Consider the following 20,989-nt stretch of genomic DNA (forward strand, 5'->3'; position numbering starts at 1 on the left):
GCTGCCCATTAGCTAGGTAAAAAATCCCGGAAAAACGGCATAAATTCAATTAAACCAATGCGTATCGGTAAGATTCTTGTATGAACCATGCGAGTAAACGGGCAGAATTATTTTTTGTTGGAACCATTAAAAAATCCCAATCCATATATTTGTCATTTTAGCTATTGCAACCAACAAAAAAAACGAAAATTTCCAGTGAAATGTAAATGTAATAAAATAATAAAGGATTCTTAATTTTTTTCTCCTAAAATTATAAAAGGAAATATACATTTAAAGTGAAACTATTTTGATTTTAGTTCGTTCTAATTGTTGAGCTGCTTTAAGTTGAGGTGAATAAAATGTTAAAAGACCCAAAGATATTAATATTAACGGCAAATTACGGAAACGGTCATATCCAAGTTGCTAAAACATTGGAGCAGTCTTTGCATAAGATGGGAATCAACAACGTAAAAGTTTCTGATTTAATTAGCGAGTCTCATCCAATTATGGCGGAAATTACAAGATATTTATATTTGAAAAGTTTTTCCATCGGTAAGCAATTTTATCGGTTATTTTATTATAGTGTGGACAAAATGTCTAACAAACGCATTATGAATTTGTATTTGAAGCTTGGACACCGCAAGTTGAATCAGCTAGTAAGGGAGATAAATCCTGACATCATCATTAATACATTTCCTATTTCCGTTGTGCCTGAATATCGCACGCGGACAGGCGTGTTCATCCCGACATTTAATGTGCTGACCGATTTTTGTCTTCACCGAGTATGGGTTCATAAAAACATTGATAAATATTATGTTTCGTGCGACGATGTGAAGGAAAAACTGACAATGCTCAACATCCATCCAGCGCTTGTCAAAGTAACCGGAATTCCTATTCGGCCGCAGTTTGAAGAAAAAATGGAAACGGTCGATTTATATAAAAAATACAATTTGGATCCGAACAAGAAAACTTTGTTAATTGCTACAGGCGCTCATGGAGTTTTAAAAAATGTAAAAGATTTGTGTGAATCATTTTTTACACGAGATGACATGCAAATAGTCGTTGTATGCGGAAATAACCAATCGCTGAAAGATGAGCTTGAACCGCTTCAGTATATTCACCCGGATCGAATAAAAGTTTTTGGCTATGTCGAAAGAATCGACGAGCTCTTTCGCATTTGTTCCTGCATGATAACAAAGCCTGGAGGGATTACTCTCAGCGAGGCGGCCGCATTAAAAGTTCCGCTTATTCTCTATAAACCTGTTCCGGGGCAGGAAAGGGAGAATGCCGATTTGTTTGCAGCAAAAGGGGCGGCGGTTGTCATCAATAAGCTTGAAAAAGTTCAAGAGACGGTCAATGATTTATTTAACCACCCTGAAAAAATGGAAAAAATGAAAATGAGCATTGCTGAATTATATAGACCAAACGCTGCTGACACGATCTTGCAGGACATTTTAAATGAAGCAGAAATGCTGCTTGATTCAAGCTTGAAAGGGTCTGTCAATTATTAATTATTAGACTGAAATCCAAATTTTTCGACATTGACTTGCATGAACTCATAAAATTCATTAAAATAACAATATGATAAGTGGATGAAAAAGCAAGAACGGTGAAAAGGATCAGTAGTGGATAAAGGCGTCTAGAGAGTTGACGGAAGGTGAAAGTCAATCGTTGTTTATTCACGAACTCCCCTTTGAGTTGCGGGTGTGAAATGTATTCCGGTACAGACTAATGCCCGACGTGTTTCCACGTTACGGAACAGAGTGAGTGCATTTGCGCTAATTTGGGTGGTACCGCGGGAAATTGTCTCTCGTCCCTTCGTCGTGGGGATGGGAGTTTTTTTATTATTTGACGCTTATACATATATATAGCAAAGGAGGATTTTTACATGTCTTACAACCATCGTGAGATTGAGAAAAAATGGCAAGATTATTGGCTAAAAAACAAAACATTTAAAACAGAGGATGATTCCGATAAACCGAAGTTTTATGCATTGGATATGTTTCCGTATCCTTCGGGAGCTGGTCTTCATGTAGGACATCCTGAAGGTTATACAGCAACCGACATTTTGGCGCGAATGAAACGGATGCAAGGATACAATGTTCTCCATCCGATGGGATGGGATGCATTTGGACTTCCGGCTGAGCAATATGCTTTAGATACCGGCAACGATCCTGCGGAATTTACGAAAAAAAATATTGATAATTTTCGCAGACAAATTCAATCACTAGGATTTTCCTATGATTGGGATCGGGAAGTAAATACAACTGATCCGGAATATTACAAATGGACGCAATGGATCTTCTTAAAACTTTATGAAAAAGGACTTGCTTACATTGATGAAGTGCCCGTCAACTGGTGCCCGGCACTCGGAACTGTTCTTGCAAATGAAGAGGTCATCGACGGAAAAAGCGAACGGGGAGGACATCCTGTTGAACGCCGTCCGATGAAACAATGGGTGTTAAAAATCACCGAATATGCTGACAGGCTGCTGGAAGATTTAGAAGAGCTTGATTGGCCGGAAAGCATAAAGGAAATGCAGCGAAATTGGATCGGCCGGTCGGAAGGTGCGGAAGTTCATTTTACAGTCGATGGAACTGATAAAACCTTTACTGTTTTTACTACTCGTCCAGATACGCTTTTCGGTGCTACGTATACAGTGCTTGCGCCTGAACATCCGCTTGTGAAAGAAATTACAACCGAGGAACAAAAAGAAGCGGTGGAAGCCTATTTAGATCAAATTAAAAGTAAAAGTGATCTCGAAAGAACGGACTTGGCGAAGGAAAAAACAGGCGTGTTTACCGGAGCCTATGCTGTAAATCCTGCCAATGGAGAAAGATTGCCGATTTGGATTGCCGATTATGTTTTAATGAGCTATGGTACAGGTGCGATCATGGCCGTGCCTGCCCACGATGAACGGGACTATGAATTTGCGAAAAAATTTGACCTGCCGATTAAAGAGGTTGTCGCTGGAGGAAACATCGAACAAGAAGCTTATACAGGAGACGGCGAGCATGTAAATTCCGACTTTTTGAACGGATTGAATAAAGAAGAAGCAATTGAAGCGATGATCAAATGGCTGGAGGAAAACAAAAAAGGACAAAGAAAAGTGACATACCGTCTCCGAGACTGGTTGTTCAGCCGTCAACGTTATTGGGGTGAACCGATTCCGATCATCCATTGGGAAGACGGCACGATCACAGCTGTTCCTGAAGAGGAGCTGCCGTTAGTGCTTCCGGAAACAGATGAAATTAGACCTTCGGGAACCGGTGAGTCACCTTTAGCGAATATTGAGGATTGGGTGAATGTCGTTGACCCGAAAACAGGCAAAAAAGGGCGGCGCGAAACAAACACAATGCCTCAATGGGCGGGAAGCTGCTGGTACTATTTGCGCTATATTGACCCGCACAATTCAGAACAATTAGCTGATCCTGAAAAATTGAAAAAATGGCTGCCTGTGGACATTTATATCGGCGGGGCTGAGCATGCTGTTTTACACTTGCTGTATGCCCGTTTCTGGCATAAATTTTTATACGATATCGGAGTAGTTCCGACGAAAGAACCGTTCCAAAAATTGTTTAACCAAGGAATGATCCTCGGCGAAAACAATGAAAAGATGAGCAAATCAAAAGGAAATGTCGTCAATCCTGATGAAATCGTTGAAAGCCACGGAGCGGATACTCTCCGTTTATATGAAATGTTCATGGGTCCGCTTGATGCATCCATTGCATGGTCAACAAAAGGACTCGACGGCGCAAGAAGATTTTTAGATCGTGTATGGCGGCTGTTTGTAATGGAAAATGGCGAGTTGAATCCGAAAATCGTCGATGAACCGTCTCAAGAGCTTGAACGCATTTATCACCAAACAGTGAAAAAGGTAACGGAGGATTATGAAAATCTGCATTTTAACACAGCTATTTCGCAACTGATGGTATTTATTAATGAAGCTTATAAAGCGACAATTCTTCCGAAAGAATATATGGAAGGATTTGTAAAGCTTTTATCGCCGGTTGCTCCGCATATTTGCGAAGAGCTTTGGGAAAAACTCGGCCATTCTGAAACGATTGCTTATGAATCGTGGCCGGCATGGGATGAATCAAAGCTTGTCGAAGATGAAGTGGAAATTGTCATTCAAATCAACGGAAAAGTGCGGGCAAAGCTGCTTGTACCAAACGATGCTTCTAAAGAGGAAATGGAAAAAATCGCGATGGATGATGAAAAAATAAAAGAACAGCTTGAAGGCAAAACCGTTCGTAAAGTGATTGCTGTTCCTGGCAAGCTTGTCAACATCGTAGCCAATTAAGCTTGAATATCAATGAAAGGATGGCCATTCATGGTAAAAGAAATCACACCAAATGATCTCAAAACGAAGCTTGAAAACGGCGAAAAATTAGACATTATTGATGTCCGCGAGGAAGAAGAAGTAGAAGAAGGCATGATTCCACAAGCAAAACATATTCCGATGGGAGAAATCCCGGACCGCATTGAAGAATTTGATAAAGAAAAGGAATATATTTTCGTCTGCCGATCAGGAAGAAGAAGTGAAAATGTTTGTTTATATTTACAGGATCTTGGTTTTAATGTCATCAATATGGTTGGCGGAATGCTCGAATGGACAGGGGAAACCAAACCGAAGAGCGAGATAAAAAAATAAGTGGAAAAACCGCGCTTAAGTAGGCGCGGTTTTTTCCTTGTGCGCCCGGCATGGGTGTAATCTATAGGGTGAAAGTCCCGAGCTGCGAAGGCAGAAGTAGCAGTTAGCTTAACGCAAGGGTGTCCGTGGTGACGCGGAATCTGAAGGAAGCGAGCGGCAAACTTCCGGTCTGAGGAACACGAACTTCATATGAGGCTAGGTATCACTGGGTGAGTTTGCAAGACAAAACAAAGCCCTTTCTGCCGAAGGTGATACAGAGTAAATGAAGCAGATGGATGGAAGGAAAGATTACACTCTTACCCGGGGAGGTCTGGCTGGCACGCCAAGTAACCTTGGTAACCTATCTAGTGATAGATAGCTGAACAGTCAGAAGTCAGCAGAGGTCATAGTATTAGTTGGTCTAGAACAACTAAGAAGGACCGAACAATTAAGAGAGAATAGCCCTTGGCATTCAGTGAGTCATGATGAACACAGAAAACGTAGTACCTCACTTGAGGGAGGAAGCGGTGAATCCCGTGGGAGATCTCTTGGAGGGTGGAGTGACCACTGGCATAAAGAGAACAGCTATTCACGGAAGTTATAAAGACTTGCGTCAATTATCTTAATTGAACCGCCGTATACGGAACCGTACGTACGGTGGTGTGAGAGGACGGGAGTTAATCGCTCCCTCCTACTCGATATAAAGGAAGATTAGCGTGGCAAAACAGTAAACCATACCGCATGTAATACCCTCAAAATCCCCATAAAAACTGCCGACATCCCTTTATTAAAAGTGTCATATTTGTACAAGCATAAAAGTATATTGGAAGCAACGAGATAAATAAAGGGAGTGTGAAGAAATTGAGCTATAAAGTCGCCATTTTTGACGAAGAGCATGAAAAAGATTTAGAAGAGGAAGTGAACGCTTTTTTAACTGCGCTTCCAAGTCAAAAATATATCGACATAAAATATCATGTATCGGTAACATGCGATCAAAAAGGTGAACAAATTTACTGTTTTTCAGCGATGATTATTTACAAAGAATAAGAAAACTTTCACATTAATAATGAAAAGTCTATTATATTTAGTAAGAATGTAAACAGAATTAAACGTGAAGCGTTGGTTGATTGTAATTTTAGAGAATCTTCGTCAATGCATCAATGTTCGCATGCGCTCCAAGCAGTTGCTATGCCCAGTGGATCTTGAAAGTTTATAAGCACTGATCCAGATAGGAAACACTTTATAAATTGTACCTGATGTGAGAAAGTCGAATAAAACTGAAATGATCGCCATCGTTTTGCAGGATGGAAGACGGACTAACTCATGAAAAAGCTTTTTAAAGCAAGCTTTAGACCCGTTTGAAAATCCTTGTTTATGGGGAATCTAGGTCTTTTTTTATTGGAAAAAAGATTTCAATGCCGTTCCGAAGCGACCGCACGAAAAAAAGGATGACCAATTTTTTTAAGTTATCCTAGAACCTTTTGAAAGGAAAAAACGCTTCGCATCAACCAGAAATTGTAAGCGCAAGGACAAAAAAGGGTGATCATATGTACTACAGTGCGATGTTGAATATAAAAGGAAAAAAGACAGTTGTTGTCGGCGGAGGGAAGGTAGCGGAAAGAAAAATAAAAGCTTTGCTCGATGCATGTGCTGATATAACGGTTGTCAGTCCCGATCTATCAGATCATCTTCTTCGAATGCATCAAGAAAAAAAAATATCGTGGAAACAAAAAACGTTTGAAAAAGACGATGTAAACGGTGCGTTTCTAGTCATTGCGGCAACGAATGAAAGGGAAGTTAATGAGCAGGTCTACCAGTCATGTGAAGCACATCAGCTGATCAATGTAGTGGATGCACCTGAAAAAAGCAATATCATTATGCCGGCAACATTTAAAAGGGGCGATTTAATCATCAGTGTATCAACGAGCGGGAAAGTTCCGGGGCTCGCCAGAAAATTAAAAAATAATTTGGCAGAGCAGTTTGATGAACATTTTGCTGACTATGTTGAATTTTTAAAGGAAGGTCGAAAACGTGTCTTAGAAGAAATCAACGACCCAGAGCAAAAAAGGATGGTTTTACATCAATTATTAGACAAGAGCTTTTTAGAAGCTTCAAATGAAGAACGGTATAAGCAGCTGGAAATGCTTTTGAATGCGAACAGGTCTAGCGAATAGCTAAACCGGATCGCACATGGCCGTTCAACGGGATAGCGATTTGTGCAAAAAAAGAGGCGCCCCCAAAAGTCAGCTCCCCTGACTTATCGGTTCGCCCTTTTCTACGTAACGGCTTGCGTACAAGCCTGCTAGCCGTCCTGTTACGAGCGCAGCCGTGATGTTGTAGCCGCCCGTGTAGCCGTGAATATCCAATATTTCGCCGCAAAAATAAAGCCCGTTCTTTAGTTTAGAGGCCATCGTCTTTGGATCGATTTCCTTTATAGAAACGCCTCCGCCGGTCACAAACGCTTTTTCGATTGGGAGCGTGCCGTTTGCTTCGAAGCGGAAATCTTTCACTAAGCGGACAAATTGGCGCAGCTTATCTTTTGAAAGCTGGGAATATGTCATCGAATGATCGATTTCGGATTCCTCCAGCAAAAATAGCAAATATCGTTCAGGCAAGAGACCTTTTAATACATTTTTAACAGCCTTTTTCGGTTCGCCTTTCAATTTAAGCAAAATATGCTGAAAAAGATTTTCTTCATTTTCAGTAGGAAAAGCGTCAATTGACAACGTCACCGTTTTTTCTTTTTTCAATTGTTTTACAACAAATTGGCTGCATCTTAGTGCAGCTGGACCTGATACGCCAAAATGGGTAAAAATAAAATCCATTTTGTGCGTAATAATTGGTCTGTCCTTTTGATTCAACACACTTAAAGCCGCATCTCTTAACGACAGGCCTTGCAATTGTTTTGTTCGGATAAACGGTTCATTCGAAGTAATCGGAACTTCAGTTGGAAATAATTCCGTCACAGTATGACCGGCTTTTTTTGCCCACACGTATCCGTCTCCAGTACTTCCGGTATGAGGGACAGATTTTCCTCCTACAGCTACGATAACAGCTTTGGCAGGAATAAAGGTTTTATTTTTTAACCAGATTCCTTTTACTTTGCTTTCACTATATTCGATGTTTTCAACCGGATGATTTGTTTTAATTGTAACGTTCAGCCTTTTCAGTTCGGAAAGTAGCGCATTGACTACGTCTTGAGCTCTGTTTGATACTGGAAACATCCGGCCATGGTCTTCCTCTTTTAAACGAACTCCAAGGTTTTCGAAAAAGCGTATAATGTCTTCATTATTAAATTGCGAAAAAGCGCCATACAAAAATCGTCCGTTGCCGGGAATATTTTTGATAATTTCTTCAATTGACCGGCGATTTGTCACATTGCACCGTCCGCCACCGGAGATCGCCAGCTTTCTTCCTAATTTTTCTCCTTTATCGACTAACAGCACGTTCGCTCCGTTTTCAGCGGCGGCGATGGCGGCCATCAATCCAGATGGTCCCCCTCCAATTACTGCTACATCATAATTCATATTCTCACAACCTTTAAGATGTTGATGTTGCTTGTCCAATTTATTCGTACTTTTAGATTGATCCTAGTTTCGTCTACATCCTAGTCTTATATCATTATAAAAAGATGAATTTTTGAATTCAATGAGTGATGACTATATCTTAGTTCCTAGTGAATGTGGTAAAATGTTATAGTTGAAAATTTTTGTTAGAAACAATGGTGAGCAAAAGATGTCGGATAAATTATTAAGAGGGACGTTTATTTTAACATTAGGTACATATATTTCAAGGATTTTAGGAATGATTTATGTCATTCCGTTTTTCGCGTTGGTTGGAGAAACGGGAAGTGCTTTGTATCAATATGGATATGTTCCGTATACGATTTTTTTAAGCATTGCGACAATGGGATTTCCTATGGCCATTTCAAAATTTGTCGCAAAATATAATTCCATTGGTGATTACGAGACAAGCCGCAGAATGTTTCGATCTGGGATGCTGTTTATGCTTCTTGGAGGAATTTTCACTTGTTTTATTTTATTTGTGACTGCGCCTTTCTTTGCGGAACACCAGCTTGGCCAACAGGAGCTGCAAGGTGTGACAGTTGAGGATGTCACATATGTTATACGAATGGTCAGCCTTGCGCTTATAGTTGTTCCGATCATGAGTTTAATACGAGGTTTTTTTCAAGGGCATCAGTCGATGGGCCCGACGTCCGTTTCCCAAGTAATAGAACAGCTAGTGCGCATCATTTTTTTGCTTGTTTCCAGCTATATCATTTTAAAAGTATTACATGGCGATATCATTACAGCGGTGGGTTATGCGACATTTGCCGCCTTTGTTGGCGCCATCGGCGGGCTGTTCGTCCTTTTTTTGTATTGGATGAAAAGAAAAAATTCCTTATTGGCGATGCAGGAGAACAAAATTGAACCTTCCGGCATTTCCACGAAGCAAATGTTTCTCGAGGTGTTCAGGTATGCCGGTCCGTTTGTATTTGTCGGACTAGCTATTCCTTTATATCAATTTGTCGATTCTTTTACGTTTAATAAAGCTATGATTCAGGCGGGAGAAGGCGAAAGAGCGCAAGAATTATATGCCATGGTCAATTTTTTAGTGAATAAAATTGTCATGATTCCTGTTTCTTTAGCAACTGCTTTTGGCTTAACGCTCGTGCCGGCCATTACAAATGCGTTCACGAATCAAAACTTTCCGTTTGTTAGAAGACAAATTGACCAAGCGTTTCAAACATTAATGTTTCTCGTTCTCCCTGCATCCATTGGGATCATTATTCTTTCCGAACCAATCTACATGTTTTTTTATAATGACAATGAAACAGGTGCGAGCATTTTAGCTGCCTATGCACCGATCGCTTTGCTTTTTTCTTATTTCACTGTTTCAGCCGCCATTTTGCAGGGGATTAATAAACAAAAATTGGCTGTCATCAGCCTTGCATTCGGTCTTCTGCTAAAAATTTGTTTAAACAGCTGGCTTATCACGCAGTTTGGTGCATACGGTTCGATTATGGCAACTGCGATCGGGTTTCTTGGCTCGCTCATATACGGATTAATGATGATTCGCCGTCATACAGGCTACTCGTATAAAAGATTTTGGAAAAGAACAATATTTACGGGAATTTTGGTCATCTGTATGTCAATTGTCGTTGTAGCGTTTTCCTCTCTCTTCACTGTCTTTTTTGATTACCATGCAAGTAAAACAAATGCCGCCATCATGGTTGGAATTGCTGCATTATTAGGAGCAGGCTCGTATTTTTGGCTGGCTAAGCAATCAGGATTCCTAAAAGTTATTTTTGGAACTAGATTTTTAAGTAAGAGGAAGGAAAGGGGGTAGATAATATGCGTATTGATAAACTATTAGCACATGCTGGCTACGGCAGCAGAAAAGAAGTAAAAAAGCTGCTAAAGGAACGGGCCGTTCATGTTAATGGAGAAGTGGTGACGGATCCGAAAACAAATGTCGACCCGAATAAACAAGAAATCATCATTAACGGTGAACAGGTGTTGTACAAAGAACATGTTTATTTCATGATGAACAAGCCAGCTGGTTTTTTATCTGCTACAGAAGACAACGTCCAAAAGACTGTGGTCGATTTGCTTGATCCGGAAGATCTTCGCTATAATCCTTTTCCTGTCGGCAGGCTTGACAAAGATACCGAAGGGCTATTGCTGTTAACATCGGACGGACAGCTTGCCCATCAATTAACATCGCCCAAGAAAAATGTTCCTAAAAAATATTTTGCGGAAGTTATTGGTCTAGTGACAGAGGAAGATGTCGAGCGGTTCAAAGCAGGTGTAAAACTTGATGACGGTTATGTTACAAAGCCTGCCTTGCTTGAAATTATTAAGGCAGACGACATTTCTGAAGTTTTTGTCACCATAACGGAGGGGAAATACCATCAAATTAAGCGGATGTTTTCTGCTGTCGGAAAAAAAGTGAAATATTTAAAACGAATCCAAATGGGAACGCTTGAACTAGATCAAACATTGCAAACAGGGGAATATCGAGAACTGACAAAAGAAGAATTAGAACAACTGCGATCGATTCAAGGGCAGCCGGGCGATTCAGCCGATTTTCCTTTGTAGTTTGAAAAACGTTCAAATTGAACTTCCGTTTTTTAAAAAGGCGGACAAACTGGCGCCGAAAAAGGTGGAAATTGCTTGCAACAGCAGACAAAAAGGGGCTGAGACCAAAAGTTATGTAACTTTTGGATCAGCCCCATATATGTATGTGAACGAATAACCAAATTTTCTTTTTTTAGTAGCTAGGATGACATCTTGACCTTCTTGTTAGTTGTTGCCCATTTTCCTCTTGCAGGACTGTGCACTAAATCGTTATATGCTAACACGTTTAAATCCCTCTGAATCGTTCTGGGGGTAATACCAAATTCATCGACAAGCTCTTGAGTTGTTACTGTACCCCTTTCATGAATGAACATGTAGACGGATTTGATTCGGGTTAGCATACGGTTTGTTGAAGGTTTCAAAAAACCACTCCCTATCATTTAATGCATCGAAATCACAAACCTACATACTCTTCAATGTCCATGCATTAGATGTCAAACTCCTAAAGTGGTACAATTCCATTATACACAATTTACATGTAAACTTTCCAGTGTGTTCATAAAATTCACATAATATTTACAATACTTACCTCTCATAGGCCGATTTAACAGCTTGAACTGACCCCAGTCGAATAGACAAATAGTGAAGTGATGATTCCTTCAACCGGTAAAAAAGGTTCCATTGGTGATTAGATTTTCAAAAATTCACAAATTATCTTTGTCTAAGCAATACAGATGCAAATAAAAAACGTTGTATGAACAAAGGCAAATTTTTGCTGTCAAAATTGATGATCATAAAAAAGATGAAAGGAACTAACCTTACAAATGTTGGAAATCTTATGCATAAAAATACTTCAATGATGATATATTTCTTTTTACTACTTAGATAACATTTACAGTAAGAATACAAATAAAATGTAACATTGTTGTCTAGGAAAAATGTGCGTTTGGCATAGAAGAACGAACACGATAAGCCCTATTAAGATGGTGAAACTTTCTCGAACAATCTCGATACGTGTTACGATATAAGTATAGATTTTTATTGAGATAGGAGGATATGGATAAAGAGATGAATTGGCAGTATTAATGTTGTGCTATTAGAAAAATATTTACATTATTGGTATTATATGTTATAATTTCAGGTAAAAATAATATAGAATTTTTAAAATTTTAAAAAGAAAGGGGGAAGAAAATGAAAATTATGAAATCGAAAGTGTTACTGCAGTAATAAGTCTTAGTATATTAATCTTAGGAATTGGACCAATAGGAGCATCGGCAGCTACTCATAGTAAGACAACTAAAATAGCAACATCTAAAGTAGTGAAAGATTCAGTCGATGAAGAAGCTAAATTAAAAGTTCTTGCATCAATATTAAGAGCAGGTGGATGGGTACTTGAGAAAGCTCTCGCACCTTTAAGCAAATCAGCAGCTAATAAAATAAAAAAATATCGATTAAAAATAGCCGATGGACTGGAAAAAGCAGAAAAAACAACAGAAAGCGGAATATCTAAAGGTCTTCAAAAAGCTGGTATACCAGAAGATGTTGCAGATGATATTGCTAAAATTATCGTTTCATTTCTATTATAAACTTAAGAAATAAGGAGGGAGCAGAACAGTCAACTGTTCTGCTTTTAATTGTTGACATGAAAAAAGATTTTTTTTTAGTTCCTATATTTATAGTAATTGTTTTAATTATCATTATATGTTTCATAATGGGTTTACAGTATGTAGCGAGTATAATTGTTAGTTTCGAGTTTTTAAGTTTTTATGGACCAATATTTTTATCTTTGAATGTACTTGCTGGATTTATCTTACTTATTCCTTTAAGTATCTTATTGGAAACTATTGTTAATTATACGGGGTTTAATAAAATTGGAGGAATTTTCATCGTTCACATAATCGAGTTATCATTATTTATTTTTTATATGAAAATTACAGTACCACGTATGAATATTGTTAAATTCTATTCTGATACAGAGATAATTTTTTATACAATTATGTATTTTGGTTTTTTGGGAATTGGAACAATTGGGAAAATGATAGAAAGAGAAGATAAGCAATCCCAAAATACAAATAAGTGAAAGGAATTTATAAAATGAAAAATAGTCGATGTTTTTTTATTTTAAAATTTACTATTCTATTTATTTTTCTCTTTAATAACAATATTAATGCGGGTGCTAAAGAAGGAAACATTAATACAATCATTACTCCTTTTTCAATTATTGGGAAAGATGAACGATCTGAAGTAGAAAATTCAGAAAAAAAACCCTACTCATCTATTTCTTTCATATACTCTCTTGACTCAATCTGTACAGGAACGATTATTGACGATGATAAGGTTTTGACCGCAGCCCATTGTGTATATAATCCAGACACAAAACAGTTTTATAGAAATAGTACAATATATCCAGGAGTAAATAAGGATGAATTTCCTTTTGAATCTGCAGATTCTATAGAATATATTGTTCCAGAACCATATATTCATTCAGGGAATTCTAAATTTGATTATGCCATTATCAAATTAGATAAACCCATTGGGCAAAACATAGAAAAGTTGGATATTAAAAATATTAAGTATACCAAAGGAAAGCCTATTAAAGTTATTGGCTATCCAGTTGATAAACTGGAGGAAACTGGTACAGTCTCACAATATGAAATGAATGGAAGGGTATTGAGCGAAGATATCTTTAATCTTTATTATGATATAGATACGACATCAGGTCAATCGGGATCTCCGATTTTAAATAGTAAAAATGAAGTTATAGGAATACATATAGGAAGTTACAGAACGAATGGCTTAAATGGAGGAATTAAGGTAAATAAGGTACTCAACTTTCGCAGCTCAATTTTGGTAAATAAGCCTTGATATAATTAGGCAAAACTACAATCCATTTACGTAATTGACTTTCGATGAATTTTTTAATCTTTTGATTTACATTTTGAAGTGCATCTTCAAGAATTTCAATGAGTAGTTGAAGTGCAAAGGCCCAATCTAGTTCATCGATTTCATCACAAAGTTCATAAAAAATGCCGCCTAATGTTCGATAATCTGTACTTACTCGGTTTTGCCAAGACAAAACAATGTACCTTGTAAACACAATAGTGGTATGGCTGATCATGGAATCATAAGATCTTCCTTGGAACTCTTTTTGGAGTTTCAATAAGGATTTGACTGTTTTGAAGAATACTTCAATATCCCAACGTATCCCATAAATACGAATGATTTCTTGATCCGATAAAGTACAGTCTGTACTCAAAATAGCTAGCCACTGTCTCTTTTTATTACGATTACGGACAAATACCACTTTAACAGGTACGCCATTTGCCATCGTTGTGTGAATAGAGCGCAAAATACCCTTTTGATGTTGTGATGGTTTAGCTGTTTGGTATAGTTTTTTTAGGCTCACCCATTCACCGTTCACTTGATATCTTTGTTTTGTATCCTTCACCATTCCAATAACATCCAACCCTTGATCCACAATGGACTTGATCAAAGGCTGTTGGGTAAACCATGTATCCATTAAAACGTATGAGGCATCGATTCCTTGAGAAAGTGCCCGTTTAATCATATTGGGAATAACTTCCGGCGCTTTTTGTAAAGCTTCGACACGCCGCTTATAACCGGATGTACGCTTATCGATTCGGTTATCAATCCCATTGATTTGGGAATTCGTAGAGCTTAATAAAGCAAAATCAATAGGCAAAAATGTAGCACCATCTGACCAGCCGAGTGTAAGCATACGAAATCCTTTGTAATAACGCATTTTTTGAGAAGAATGATCGAAACAGCGAGCAAGCAGTTCAACCTTTTTACTGCGATTTCGTTCATAAGATGAGTCGTCCACGATCAGCACTTTCGGACGGTCGTGTCTCGTTAAACTACTTACCTTCATAATGGTGAAAGTACTCAAAACAAGTAAAAACCTGCGCCAATTGTATTGAGGGTTATTTAAGAAGCGATAAATAGCGTTTTTTTCCGGCAAATCTTTAGCTTTTTTACTTTGAAGAAGTCGAAACAAATTTTTGCCTTCAAAAACTAAACTAAAAACTAGCTGGAATAAATAGGCGCAGGAATAACCGAAACCCTTGTTAATTCCCACTTTCCTTAAATATTTTAAGATTTCAAGTTCATCAAATATAGCTTTTACTTCTTTTGGTAGTTGATTGTTCAGTCTGTTATTCGTTATCATAATAAGAGACACCTCACCTGCTTTTGGTAATGTTTTTTCTGGACAATTAAACTATACCAAAAGTTGAGGTGTTTTTTTTTGCAAATTTTTATGTCAAGAAGTATTCGAAACAACCAACAAACCCATTAACCGTAAGGCTTAGAAATCCAATTTACTGTGAGAAAGTTGAGTAAGGTAATGAAAAATTTTATAAATAAAAATTTAGAAGAAAAATAGGAAGGGAATAAAAAAATTGCAAATAAAGGTACTGTCAAGAATTTTGTGTAACGTTCAATAGAATATCTCAGATTATGCTTTATTCGGTAATAAAGTCATTTATCTCTTCTGATCCCCTTACACACTTACAAATTTATGGACGTTCCTTTTCTTGTTCACCTACACCTCATACCGTTACGATCATGGTGATATTTTAACTGTGGCTACCTAAAAAGTCGTTTGTACGGATTATTGACAATCCTATCGACGTTTATGACTTTTATTTTCAATAATAGGACTTGAATTTCTAGACAGATCCTTATGATGATTAATGCTCCACAAATTTAATAGTTCGTTCCAACTATATAGAGGTGCAGCCTGCGTCCAATCTTAATACATAGAAAGACACTTTAGAATGGATGACATACATAGAAAAACTCCCCTTAAGGCAAAACAAATTGCTCTACCTTAAGGGGTTCATATCAGCTTAGAGAGGCATCTCCAATTTCAAAAGCCCGATATCCATTTTTTATTATTATCGATTTTCCTTTTGGGAAAGCCTCTTAATTAATGACCTCCCAGGAAAAAGAGCTGGATGAAAAATAGTACGGCGAAAATGTACAAAAATGGATGAACCTCTTTCCATTTTCCTTTCATGACTTTCATGAGAGGATAAGAGATAAATCCGAGCGCAATTCCAGTTGCAATACTTGATGTAAGCGGCATGCTTAAAATGACTAAAAAGGCCGGAAATGCTTCATCAATTTCTTTCCAATTAATTTCGGCAATTGAGCCCATCATTAAGCTTCCAACTATAATTAACGCAGGTGCTGTAATCGCTGAAATGCCGGACACAGCAGCAACGATCGGACTGAAAAATGCAGCAACACCAAACAATACGGCAACGGTTAAAGTTGTCAATCCAGTTCTACCGCCAGCAGCTACTCCTGAAGAAGACTCAATGTAAGCACTCGTCGGAGTTGTTCCGAGCATAGCGCCTGCTGTTGCTGCTATTGAGTCAGCTAGAAGGGCTTTGCGTGCGTTCGGCATTTCATCCCCTTTCATTAAACCTGCTTGTTTGGCAACGCCGATCATTGTTCCAGTTGTGTCAAAAATGGTCACTAATAAAAAGGAAAAGACGACTGCAAATAAACCATGTTGAATCACATCCCCAATTGCATCAATCGGGTTGGCGATTATAATGCCTTCCGGCAGTTTTGGAATTGAAACAATTCCTTGGTCAAACGATAATTGTCCGGTAAAAAATGCGATGATACCGGTACAAATCATTCCGATAAAAAGTGCACCATGAACATTCAAGCTCATTAAGATAAGAGTTATAGCAAGGCCGACAAGAGCGAGAACGACGGAAGGAGAATGCAGATCCCCAAGAGTCACTAAATTTTGCGGATGATCGGTGATCAGCCCGGTCAATCTTAGTCCGATAAACGCAATAAATAAACCGATGCCGGCGGTAATTCCATTTTTTAAATTGCTTGGAATGGCTTCGATTATTTGTTTACGAAACGGAGTTAGCGAAAGAATAATAAACAGGATGCCTGCAAGAAATACTGCTGAAAAGGCAATTTCATAATTAACTTTTTCCGCCCCAACAACAGTATAGGCAAAATATGCGTTCATTCCCATACCTGGAGCGATCGCTATCGGATAATTTGCCGAAAGCGCCATCCATAAAGTACCGATGATCGTGGCAACAACTGTCGCTGTAAACACTTGATCAAACGGAACGCCTGCTTCCGATAAGATAATTGGGTTGACAACAACGATATATACCATTGTTAAAAAGGTGGTTAAACCGGCAATAATTTCAGTTTTAACATTTGTTCCGTGTTCTTTTAGTTTAAACATATGATACCTCCAATTAAATACGAACATTTTATAAAAACATATATATAATATTCGTTTTTTGACTTTTTTGCAAGAAGACAACCACATTTTTTTTGCTGAAAAAAAAGAGAATCTTTATGTTACACTTAAATAATAAGAGAAAGAAAGGATCGAACGTATCATGAACTGGATGGATGAAGTGTTAAAAAGAAAAGAAGAAATTATTTTAGAAACACAAAAATTTCTACAAATCAAAAGTGTGCTCGATGAAAAAACAAAACAAATTGGAGCACCGTTTGGCAAAGGAATTAAGCAAGCGTTAGAACATCTTTTGCAAAAAGGGGAAAAAGACGGGTTTCAAGTCAAAAATTTAGACGGATATGCCGGTCATATTGAAATGGGAAAAGGAAAGGAAATCGTCGGCGTCCTCTGCCATGTTGATGTCGTGCCAGAAGGGGACGGCTGGTCATTTGATCCTTACGGCGCAACGATCCATGATGGGAAAATATATGCCCGCGGTGCGTTGGATGATAAAGGGCCGACGATGGCAGTATACTACGCCATGAAAATTGTAAAAGAATTAGGTCTTCCGTTATCTAAGCGGGTGAGAATGATCATTGGCACTGATGAAGAAAGTGACTGGCGCTGTGTCGATCATTACTTTAAGCATGAAGAAATGCCTGACATCGGATTTGCGCCAGATGCTGATTTTCCAATTATTCATGCAGAAAAAGGGATAATCGATGCAGTGTTTTCGGTGAATAGCGTGAATAAACATGCAGCAGGAAAATATGTGTTAAAAAGCTTTTCTTCCGGCAGACGGTTTAACATGGTTCCTGATTTTGCGAAAGCTGTGCTTGGAAATGTCCAAAATTTCTCAGAGGTTGAAAAAAGCTTTAAGCAATTTTTATCAGCATCACAGTTAAAAGGTCGAATGTATCAAAATGAAGAAGGTGCAGTCGCCGAGCTTGAAGGGATATCCGCTCATGCGATGGAGCCTGATAACGGAAAAAATGCCGGGATATATTTGGCGAATTTTTTGTCAGCATTGCCGCTGGATGGCGAAGGAAAAGGCTTTGTTGATTGGATTAATCGTTATTTTTATCAAGATACAAGAGGGAAAAAGCTGGATATCTCAACACAAGATGAAGTAAGCGGTGAGTTAACGGTGAATGTCGGAATTATTCATTACGAAAAGGGGAAAGAGAAAACCGTTAGCATTAATATCCGCTATCCTGTAACAAAAAAAGGGAGCGAGATTAAAGAAAAACTAGAAAAAATAGCTGGTTGCCAGCTTATTCACTTTTCCGATTCAGCTCCCCATTACGTAGAACAAAATCATCCGCTTATTCAAACATTGAAAAAAGTGTATGAAGAGCAAACAGGGCAAAAAGCGGAGCTCATCTCCATCAGCGGCGGCACTTATGCCAGATCTCTCAAGGCAGGAATCGCCTTTGGTCCGTTGTTTCCGGGAAGGGAAGATATCGCTCATCAAAAAGACGAATACATTTATATCGAAGACCTGTTAAAAGCGACAGCCATCTACGCTCAAGCGATTTATGAATTAGCCAAATAAGTGTCCTTTAGTCTACTAGCTTCAGCCCAATAACAGAAACGATAATTAAGGCGATAAATGTTATTCTCCATTTGTCTTTCGGTTCATCGAATACATACATGCCGACGAGCGTGCTGCCGACAGTGCCGATACCTGTCCAGACTGCATAGGCAATGCTCATCGGAATTTCATTCATCGAAAGCGATAAAAAATATAAGCTTAAAATAAATCCGCCAATTAGCATAAAGAAGGATGAGAAGCTTGGCGACGAGTTCACTTTTGTTAATCCTGTTACGCCGATGACTTCGCAGCATCCTGCAATAATTAAAAATATCCAGCTCAAGATTTGTCACCTTCTTTTGCTTCCAATTTGCTTGTTTGATATTTCAGCCCGATGATTCCGCAAATTAGCGACAAAATAAATACCATTTTCATCGGGCTGAAATGGGCGTCGAATAAAATAATCTCACATAAAATTGTTCCTAAAGTGCCGAGTCCGACAAATATTGTATATACTGTTCCTGTCGGCAGTTGTTTAGTTAAATAAAGAAGCAGCAAAAAACTTATGCAAATAGAGATCACGGTTAGCATCCATTCCAAAACATTGTCTGAGTGCTTTAAGCCGATGACCCACGCCACTTCAAAAATCGCCGAAACAACGATTAAAAACCAATTCATAAACAAATTCCCCCTTTCCATCACAATCAAAAAAGCCTGCGAGAAACCATAAGGTCATTCTCCCAGGCTTTTATCCTTCCGTGTACACAGCAATTTGTGCGTTTTCTCTCGGACCAGTCCAAGCGAACGGCACTTGCGGAACCCTAGAAAACTTTACATAATTAGATTCAATTATCTCACAGAAACAGCAAGAAGGCAATTTATAAACGGTTATTCAAATAAGAACAAATCGCTTGATAAATAGCGTTCGCCTGTATCAGCCGTCATGCACACGACAACATCATCAGGAGATAATCTTTTTGCAACTTGAATTGCGGCAAAACATGCAGCACCTGATGAAGGTCCCACTAATATAGCTTCTTCCTTGGCGAGTCTGCGGGTGATTTCGTACGCTTCATCGTCCTTCACTTTGTGTATTTCATCATAAATGTTCGTGTTTAATGTTTTAGGGATAAAGCCAGGACTTGTTCCGACAAGTTTATGCTTGCCAGGACTGCCCCCGGATAAAACAGGTGACCCAGCAGGCTCGACAACGTGAATGGTCATCTCAGGAAAATATTTTTTTAACGTTTCTCCCGTGCCGGTGATTGTTCCTCCTGTTCCAGACGTTGCAACAAAAGCGGAAAGCGGTTTTCCTATTTCTTTCATTGTTTCGACAATTTCTAAAGCTGTTGTTTTCCGGTGGGCATCTGGGTTGGCAGGGTTTTCAAACTGCATCGGTATGAAGCTGTTCGGTATTTCCTTTACCAGTTCTTGCGCCTTTTTAATCGCACCGGGCATTTTCTCGTCCCCAGGCGTTAATACAACTTCAGCTCCGTATGCTTTCAGCAAATTGATCCGTTCTTCTGTCATGGTGTCCGGCATGACAATAATTGCCCGATATCCTTTGGCGGCCGCATTCATGGCGAGCCCAATGCCAGTGTTGCCGCTTGTCGGTTCAATAATTGTAGCTCCCGGTTTTAACAAACCTTGTTTTTCAGCTTCTACGATCATATTATAAGCAGCTCTGTCCTTAACGCTGCGGGTAGGATTAAAATACTCAAGCTTTACATAAATATCTGCGCCGTTTTTCGGGCTAATTCTGTTTAATTTGACTAATGGAGTTTCTCCTATTAAATCAGCGATATTATGAACTACGCGCATTCAAAACACTTCCTTTTGATATAGTCCATCCATATCATATCATAATTTATACGGACAGAAAAACTCGGATATACAAAGAATGCGCAGTTTTTGCTACAATATGTTCGAAAGTGAGGATAGAAAAAAATGCAAAAACATTATTTTCTTGCATTGGATGTTCCGATTGAAACGGCAAAAAGTATTACAAAATGGATATCAGCGAATCAAGATCGGTGGCACTTTTCGCGTTACGTCCATCCTTTTGACTATCATGTAACATTAGTGTTTTTAGGGAATGTTGATGCAAAGAGGCTTGCTTTGCTGTCAGAAAGCTTGCTTGAGCCCTGCCGGAAAATTCCGTCTTTTTCACTTGAACTTTCAGAGGCAGGAATTTTTGGGAAACGGGAACATCCGCGAATTTTATGGGTAGGCGTGAAAGAAAACGAGTTATTATACCAGTTGCGAAATGAAGTTTATAATACGTGCAAAGCTTTCGATTTCTCTTTAGATGAACGTCCGTTTAGACCTCATATTACTGTCGCCAGAAAATGGGAAGGACAGCTTTCATTTTCCTTGGAGGAGAAAAGCGCCCCATATTTGTTAAACGAACATTTTCATGTGGGTTCTGTTACTTTATTCCAAACGAATATTGACCAAACGCCTAAATATGAAGCGATCAAACAAATTCCACTTGGAGGATAATGAGAGGA

General features: G+C 38.6%; 17 protein-coding genes, 1 pseudogene, 1 riboswitch and 1 other annotated feature. Of the genes and pseudogenes, 11 read left to right on the forward strand and 7 right to left on the reverse strand.

Going from position 1 to position 20,989, the window contains the following annotated elements; translation table 11 throughout:
- Positions 1–338: 338 nt before the first annotated feature.
- From NSS70_RS05545 to NSS70_RS05565, 5 genes and pseudogenes are all read left to right on the forward strand, one after another.
- Positions 339–1,490 carry a diglucosyl diacylglycerol synthase gene (locus NSS70_RS05545; RefSeq protein ID WP_340881045.1) on the forward strand — a complete coding sequence of 384 codons (1,152 nt, stop codon included), beginning with the start codon at positions 339–341 and terminating at the stop codon, positions 1,488–1,490.
- Positions 1,491–1,579: 89 nt separating this feature from the next.
- Positions 1,580–1,800 (forward strand) — a binding site (T-box leader).
- A gap of 67 nt (positions 1,801–1,867) precedes the next feature.
- Positions 1,868–4,282: a leucine--tRNA ligase gene (gene leuS / locus NSS70_RS05550; RefSeq protein ID WP_094245290.1), complete on the forward strand. Its 2,415-nt coding sequence runs from the start codon at positions 1,868–1,870 to the stop codon at positions 4,280–4,282.
- A 30-nt stretch (positions 4,283–4,312) separates the two neighbouring features.
- Positions 4,313–4,633, forward strand: coding sequence for a rhodanese-like domain-containing protein (locus tag NSS70_RS05555; RefSeq protein ID WP_066249464.1), 321 nt, complete (start codon positions 4,313–4,315; stop codon positions 4,631–4,633).
- 840 nt (positions 4,634–5,473) lie between these two features.
- Positions 5,474–5,659 carry a sporulation protein Cse60 gene (locus NSS70_RS05560; RefSeq protein ID WP_339229488.1) on the forward strand — a complete coding sequence of 62 codons (186 nt, stop codon included), beginning with the start codon at positions 5,474–5,476 and terminating at the stop codon, positions 5,657–5,659.
- A 515-nt stretch (positions 5,660–6,174) separates the two neighbouring features.
- A pseudogene (locus tag NSS70_RS05565) lies at positions 6,175–6,732 on the forward strand (NAD(P)-binding protein); the annotation flags it as partial.
- Between the two features lie 123 nt (positions 6,733–6,855).
- On the opposite strand, the gene NSS70_RS05570 reads toward NSS70_RS05565, so the two are convergent.
- On the reverse strand, positions 6,856–8,139 hold the full coding sequence (locus NSS70_RS05570; protein ID WP_340881047.1) for an NAD(P)/FAD-dependent oxidoreductase: 1,284 nt from the start codon (positions 8,137–8,139) through the stop codon (positions 6,856–6,858).
- Between the two features lie 208 nt (positions 8,140–8,347).
- On the opposite strand from NSS70_RS05570, the gene NSS70_RS05575 reads away from it, so the two are divergent.
- Positions 8,348–9,961 (forward strand): putative polysaccharide biosynthesis protein, encoded by a 1,614-nt coding sequence (locus NSS70_RS05575; protein ID WP_066249479.1) that lies wholly within the window; start codon positions 8,348–8,350, stop codon positions 9,959–9,961.
- Between the two features lie 5 nt (positions 9,962–9,966).
- Positions 9,967–10,713, forward strand: a complete 747-nt coding sequence (locus tag NSS70_RS05580) for a pseudouridine synthase (RefSeq protein WP_066249481.1) — start codon at positions 9,967–9,969, stop codon at positions 10,711–10,713.
- Between the two features lie 179 nt (positions 10,714–10,892).
- Here the strand turns inward: NSS70_RS05580 and NSS70_RS05585 are convergent, their stop codons facing one another.
- Positions 10,893–11,114, reverse strand: coding sequence for a DeoR family transcriptional regulator (locus NSS70_RS05585; protein ID WP_063386591.1), 222 nt, complete (start codon positions 11,112–11,114; stop codon positions 10,893–10,895).
- A gap of 897 nt (positions 11,115–12,011) precedes the next feature.
- Here NSS70_RS05585 and NSS70_RS05590 point away from each other — a divergent pair.
- Both NSS70_RS05590 and NSS70_RS05595 read left to right on the forward strand, forming a co-directional pair.
- Positions 12,012–12,278 carry a hypothetical protein gene (locus NSS70_RS05590; RefSeq protein ID WP_066249485.1) on the forward strand — a complete coding sequence of 89 codons (267 nt, stop codon included), beginning with the start codon at positions 12,012–12,014 and terminating at the stop codon, positions 12,276–12,278.
- A gap of 508 nt (positions 12,279–12,786) precedes the next feature.
- Entirely contained in the window at positions 12,787–13,557 is a 771-nt protein-coding gene (locus NSS70_RS05595; RefSeq protein WP_340881048.1) for a trypsin-like serine peptidase, read from the forward strand.
- Here NSS70_RS05595 and NSS70_RS05600 read toward each other — a convergent pair.
- Positions 13,520–14,881 carry an IS4 family transposase gene (locus NSS70_RS05600; protein ID WP_094245809.1) on the reverse strand — a complete coding sequence of 454 codons (1,362 nt, stop codon included), beginning with the start codon at positions 14,879–14,881 and terminating at the stop codon, positions 13,520–13,522. The two genes, NSS70_RS05595 and NSS70_RS05600, sit on opposite strands and share 38 nt — an antisense overlap.
- Before the next feature lie 762 nt (positions 14,882–15,643).
- On the reverse strand, positions 15,644–16,945 hold the full coding sequence (locus NSS70_RS05605) for an NCS2 family permease (protein WP_063386600.1): 1,302 nt from the start codon (positions 16,943–16,945) through the stop codon (positions 15,644–15,646).
- 160 nt (positions 16,946–17,105) lie between these two features.
- Here NSS70_RS05605 and pepV point away from each other — a divergent pair, with 160 nt between their 5' ends.
- Positions 17,106–18,500, forward strand: a complete 1,395-nt coding sequence (gene pepV, locus NSS70_RS05610) for a dipeptidase PepV (RefSeq protein ID WP_339194605.1) — start codon at positions 17,106–17,108, stop codon at positions 18,498–18,500.
- Positions 18,501–18,507: 7 nt separating this feature from the next.
- Here pepV and NSS70_RS05615 read toward each other — a convergent pair whose 3' ends face one another.
- From NSS70_RS05615 to cysK, 3 genes are all read right to left on the reverse strand, one after another.
- Positions 18,508–18,822 (reverse strand): DMT family transporter, encoded by a 315-nt coding sequence (locus tag NSS70_RS05615; protein ID WP_130157144.1) that lies wholly within the window; start codon positions 18,820–18,822, stop codon positions 18,508–18,510.
- Positions 18,819–19,157: a DMT family transporter gene (locus NSS70_RS05620; protein WP_339194609.1), complete on the reverse strand. Its 339-nt coding sequence runs from the start codon at positions 19,155–19,157 to the stop codon at positions 18,819–18,821. Before NSS70_RS05620 ends, NSS70_RS05615 begins: the two co-directional genes overlap by 4 nt.
- A gap of 57 nt (positions 19,158–19,214) precedes the next feature.
- A riboswitch (guanidine-I (ykkC/yxkD leader) is annotated at positions 19,215–19,315 on the reverse strand.
- Positions 19,316–19,367: 52 nt separating this feature from the next.
- Positions 19,368–20,300 carry a cysteine synthase A gene (gene cysK, locus NSS70_RS05625; RefSeq protein ID WP_340881049.1) on the reverse strand — a complete coding sequence of 311 codons (933 nt, stop codon included), beginning with the start codon at positions 20,298–20,300 and terminating at the stop codon, positions 19,368–19,370.
- Positions 20,301–20,426: 126 nt separating this feature from the next.
- On the opposite strand from cysK, the gene thpR reads away from it, so the two are divergent.
- Positions 20,427–20,981 carry an RNA 2',3'-cyclic phosphodiesterase gene (thpR, locus tag NSS70_RS05630; protein WP_063386605.1) on the forward strand — a complete coding sequence of 185 codons (555 nt, stop codon included), beginning with the start codon at positions 20,427–20,429 and terminating at the stop codon, positions 20,979–20,981.
- Positions 20,982–20,989: the final 8 nt, after the last annotated feature.

Origin of the sequence: Aeribacillus sp. FSL K6-2848, from assembly GCF_038004325.1 — a bacterium.
Lineage (GTDB): Bacteria > Bacillota > Bacilli > Bacillales > Aeribacillaceae > Aeribacillus > Aeribacillus composti.

Excerpts from the sequence above, each read along its gene's own strand:
- NSS70_RS05545 (WP_340881045.1), top strand. The coding sequence starts at position 339 with ATGTTAAAAGACCCAAAGATATTAATATTAACGGCAAATTACGGAAAC.
- leuS (WP_094245290.1), top strand. The coding sequence starts at position 1,868 with ATGTCTTACAACCATCGTGAGATTGAGAAAAAATGGCAAGATTATTGG.
- NSS70_RS05555 (WP_066249464.1), top strand. The coding sequence starts at position 4,313 with ATGGTAAAAGAAATCACACCAAATGATCTCAAAACGAAGCTTGAAAAC.
- NSS70_RS05570 (WP_340881047.1), bottom strand. The coding sequence starts at position 8,139 with ATGAATTATGATGTAGCAGTAATTGGAGGGGGACCATCTGGATTGATG.
- NSS70_RS05575 (WP_066249479.1), top strand. The coding sequence starts at position 8,348 with ATGTCGGATAAATTATTAAGAGGGACGTTTATTTTAACATTAGGTACA.
- NSS70_RS05580 (WP_066249481.1), top strand. The coding sequence starts at position 9,967 with ATGCGTATTGATAAACTATTAGCACATGCTGGCTACGGCAGCAGAAAA.
- NSS70_RS05595 (WP_340881048.1), top strand. The coding sequence starts at position 12,787 with ATGAAAAATAGTCGATGTTTTTTTATTTTAAAATTTACTATTCTATTT.
- NSS70_RS05600 (WP_094245809.1), bottom strand. The coding sequence starts at position 14,881 with ATGATAACGAATAACAGACTGAACAATCAACTACCAAAAGAAGTAAAA.
- NSS70_RS05605 (WP_063386600.1), bottom strand. The coding sequence starts at position 16,945 with ATGTTTAAACTAAAAGAACACGGAACAAATGTTAAAACTGAAATTATT.
- pepV (WP_339194605.1), top strand. The coding sequence starts at position 17,106 with ATGAACTGGATGGATGAAGTGTTAAAAAGAAAAGAAGAAATTATTTTA.
- NSS70_RS05620 (WP_339194609.1), bottom strand. The coding sequence starts at position 19,157 with ATGAATTGGTTTTTAATCGTTGTTTCGGCGATTTTTGAAGTGGCGTGG.
- cysK (WP_340881049.1), bottom strand. The coding sequence starts at position 20,300 with ATGCGCGTAGTTCATAATATCGCTGATTTAATAGGAGAAACTCCATTA.
- thpR (WP_063386605.1), top strand. The coding sequence starts at position 20,427 with ATGCAAAAACATTATTTTCTTGCATTGGATGTTCCGATTGAAACGGCA.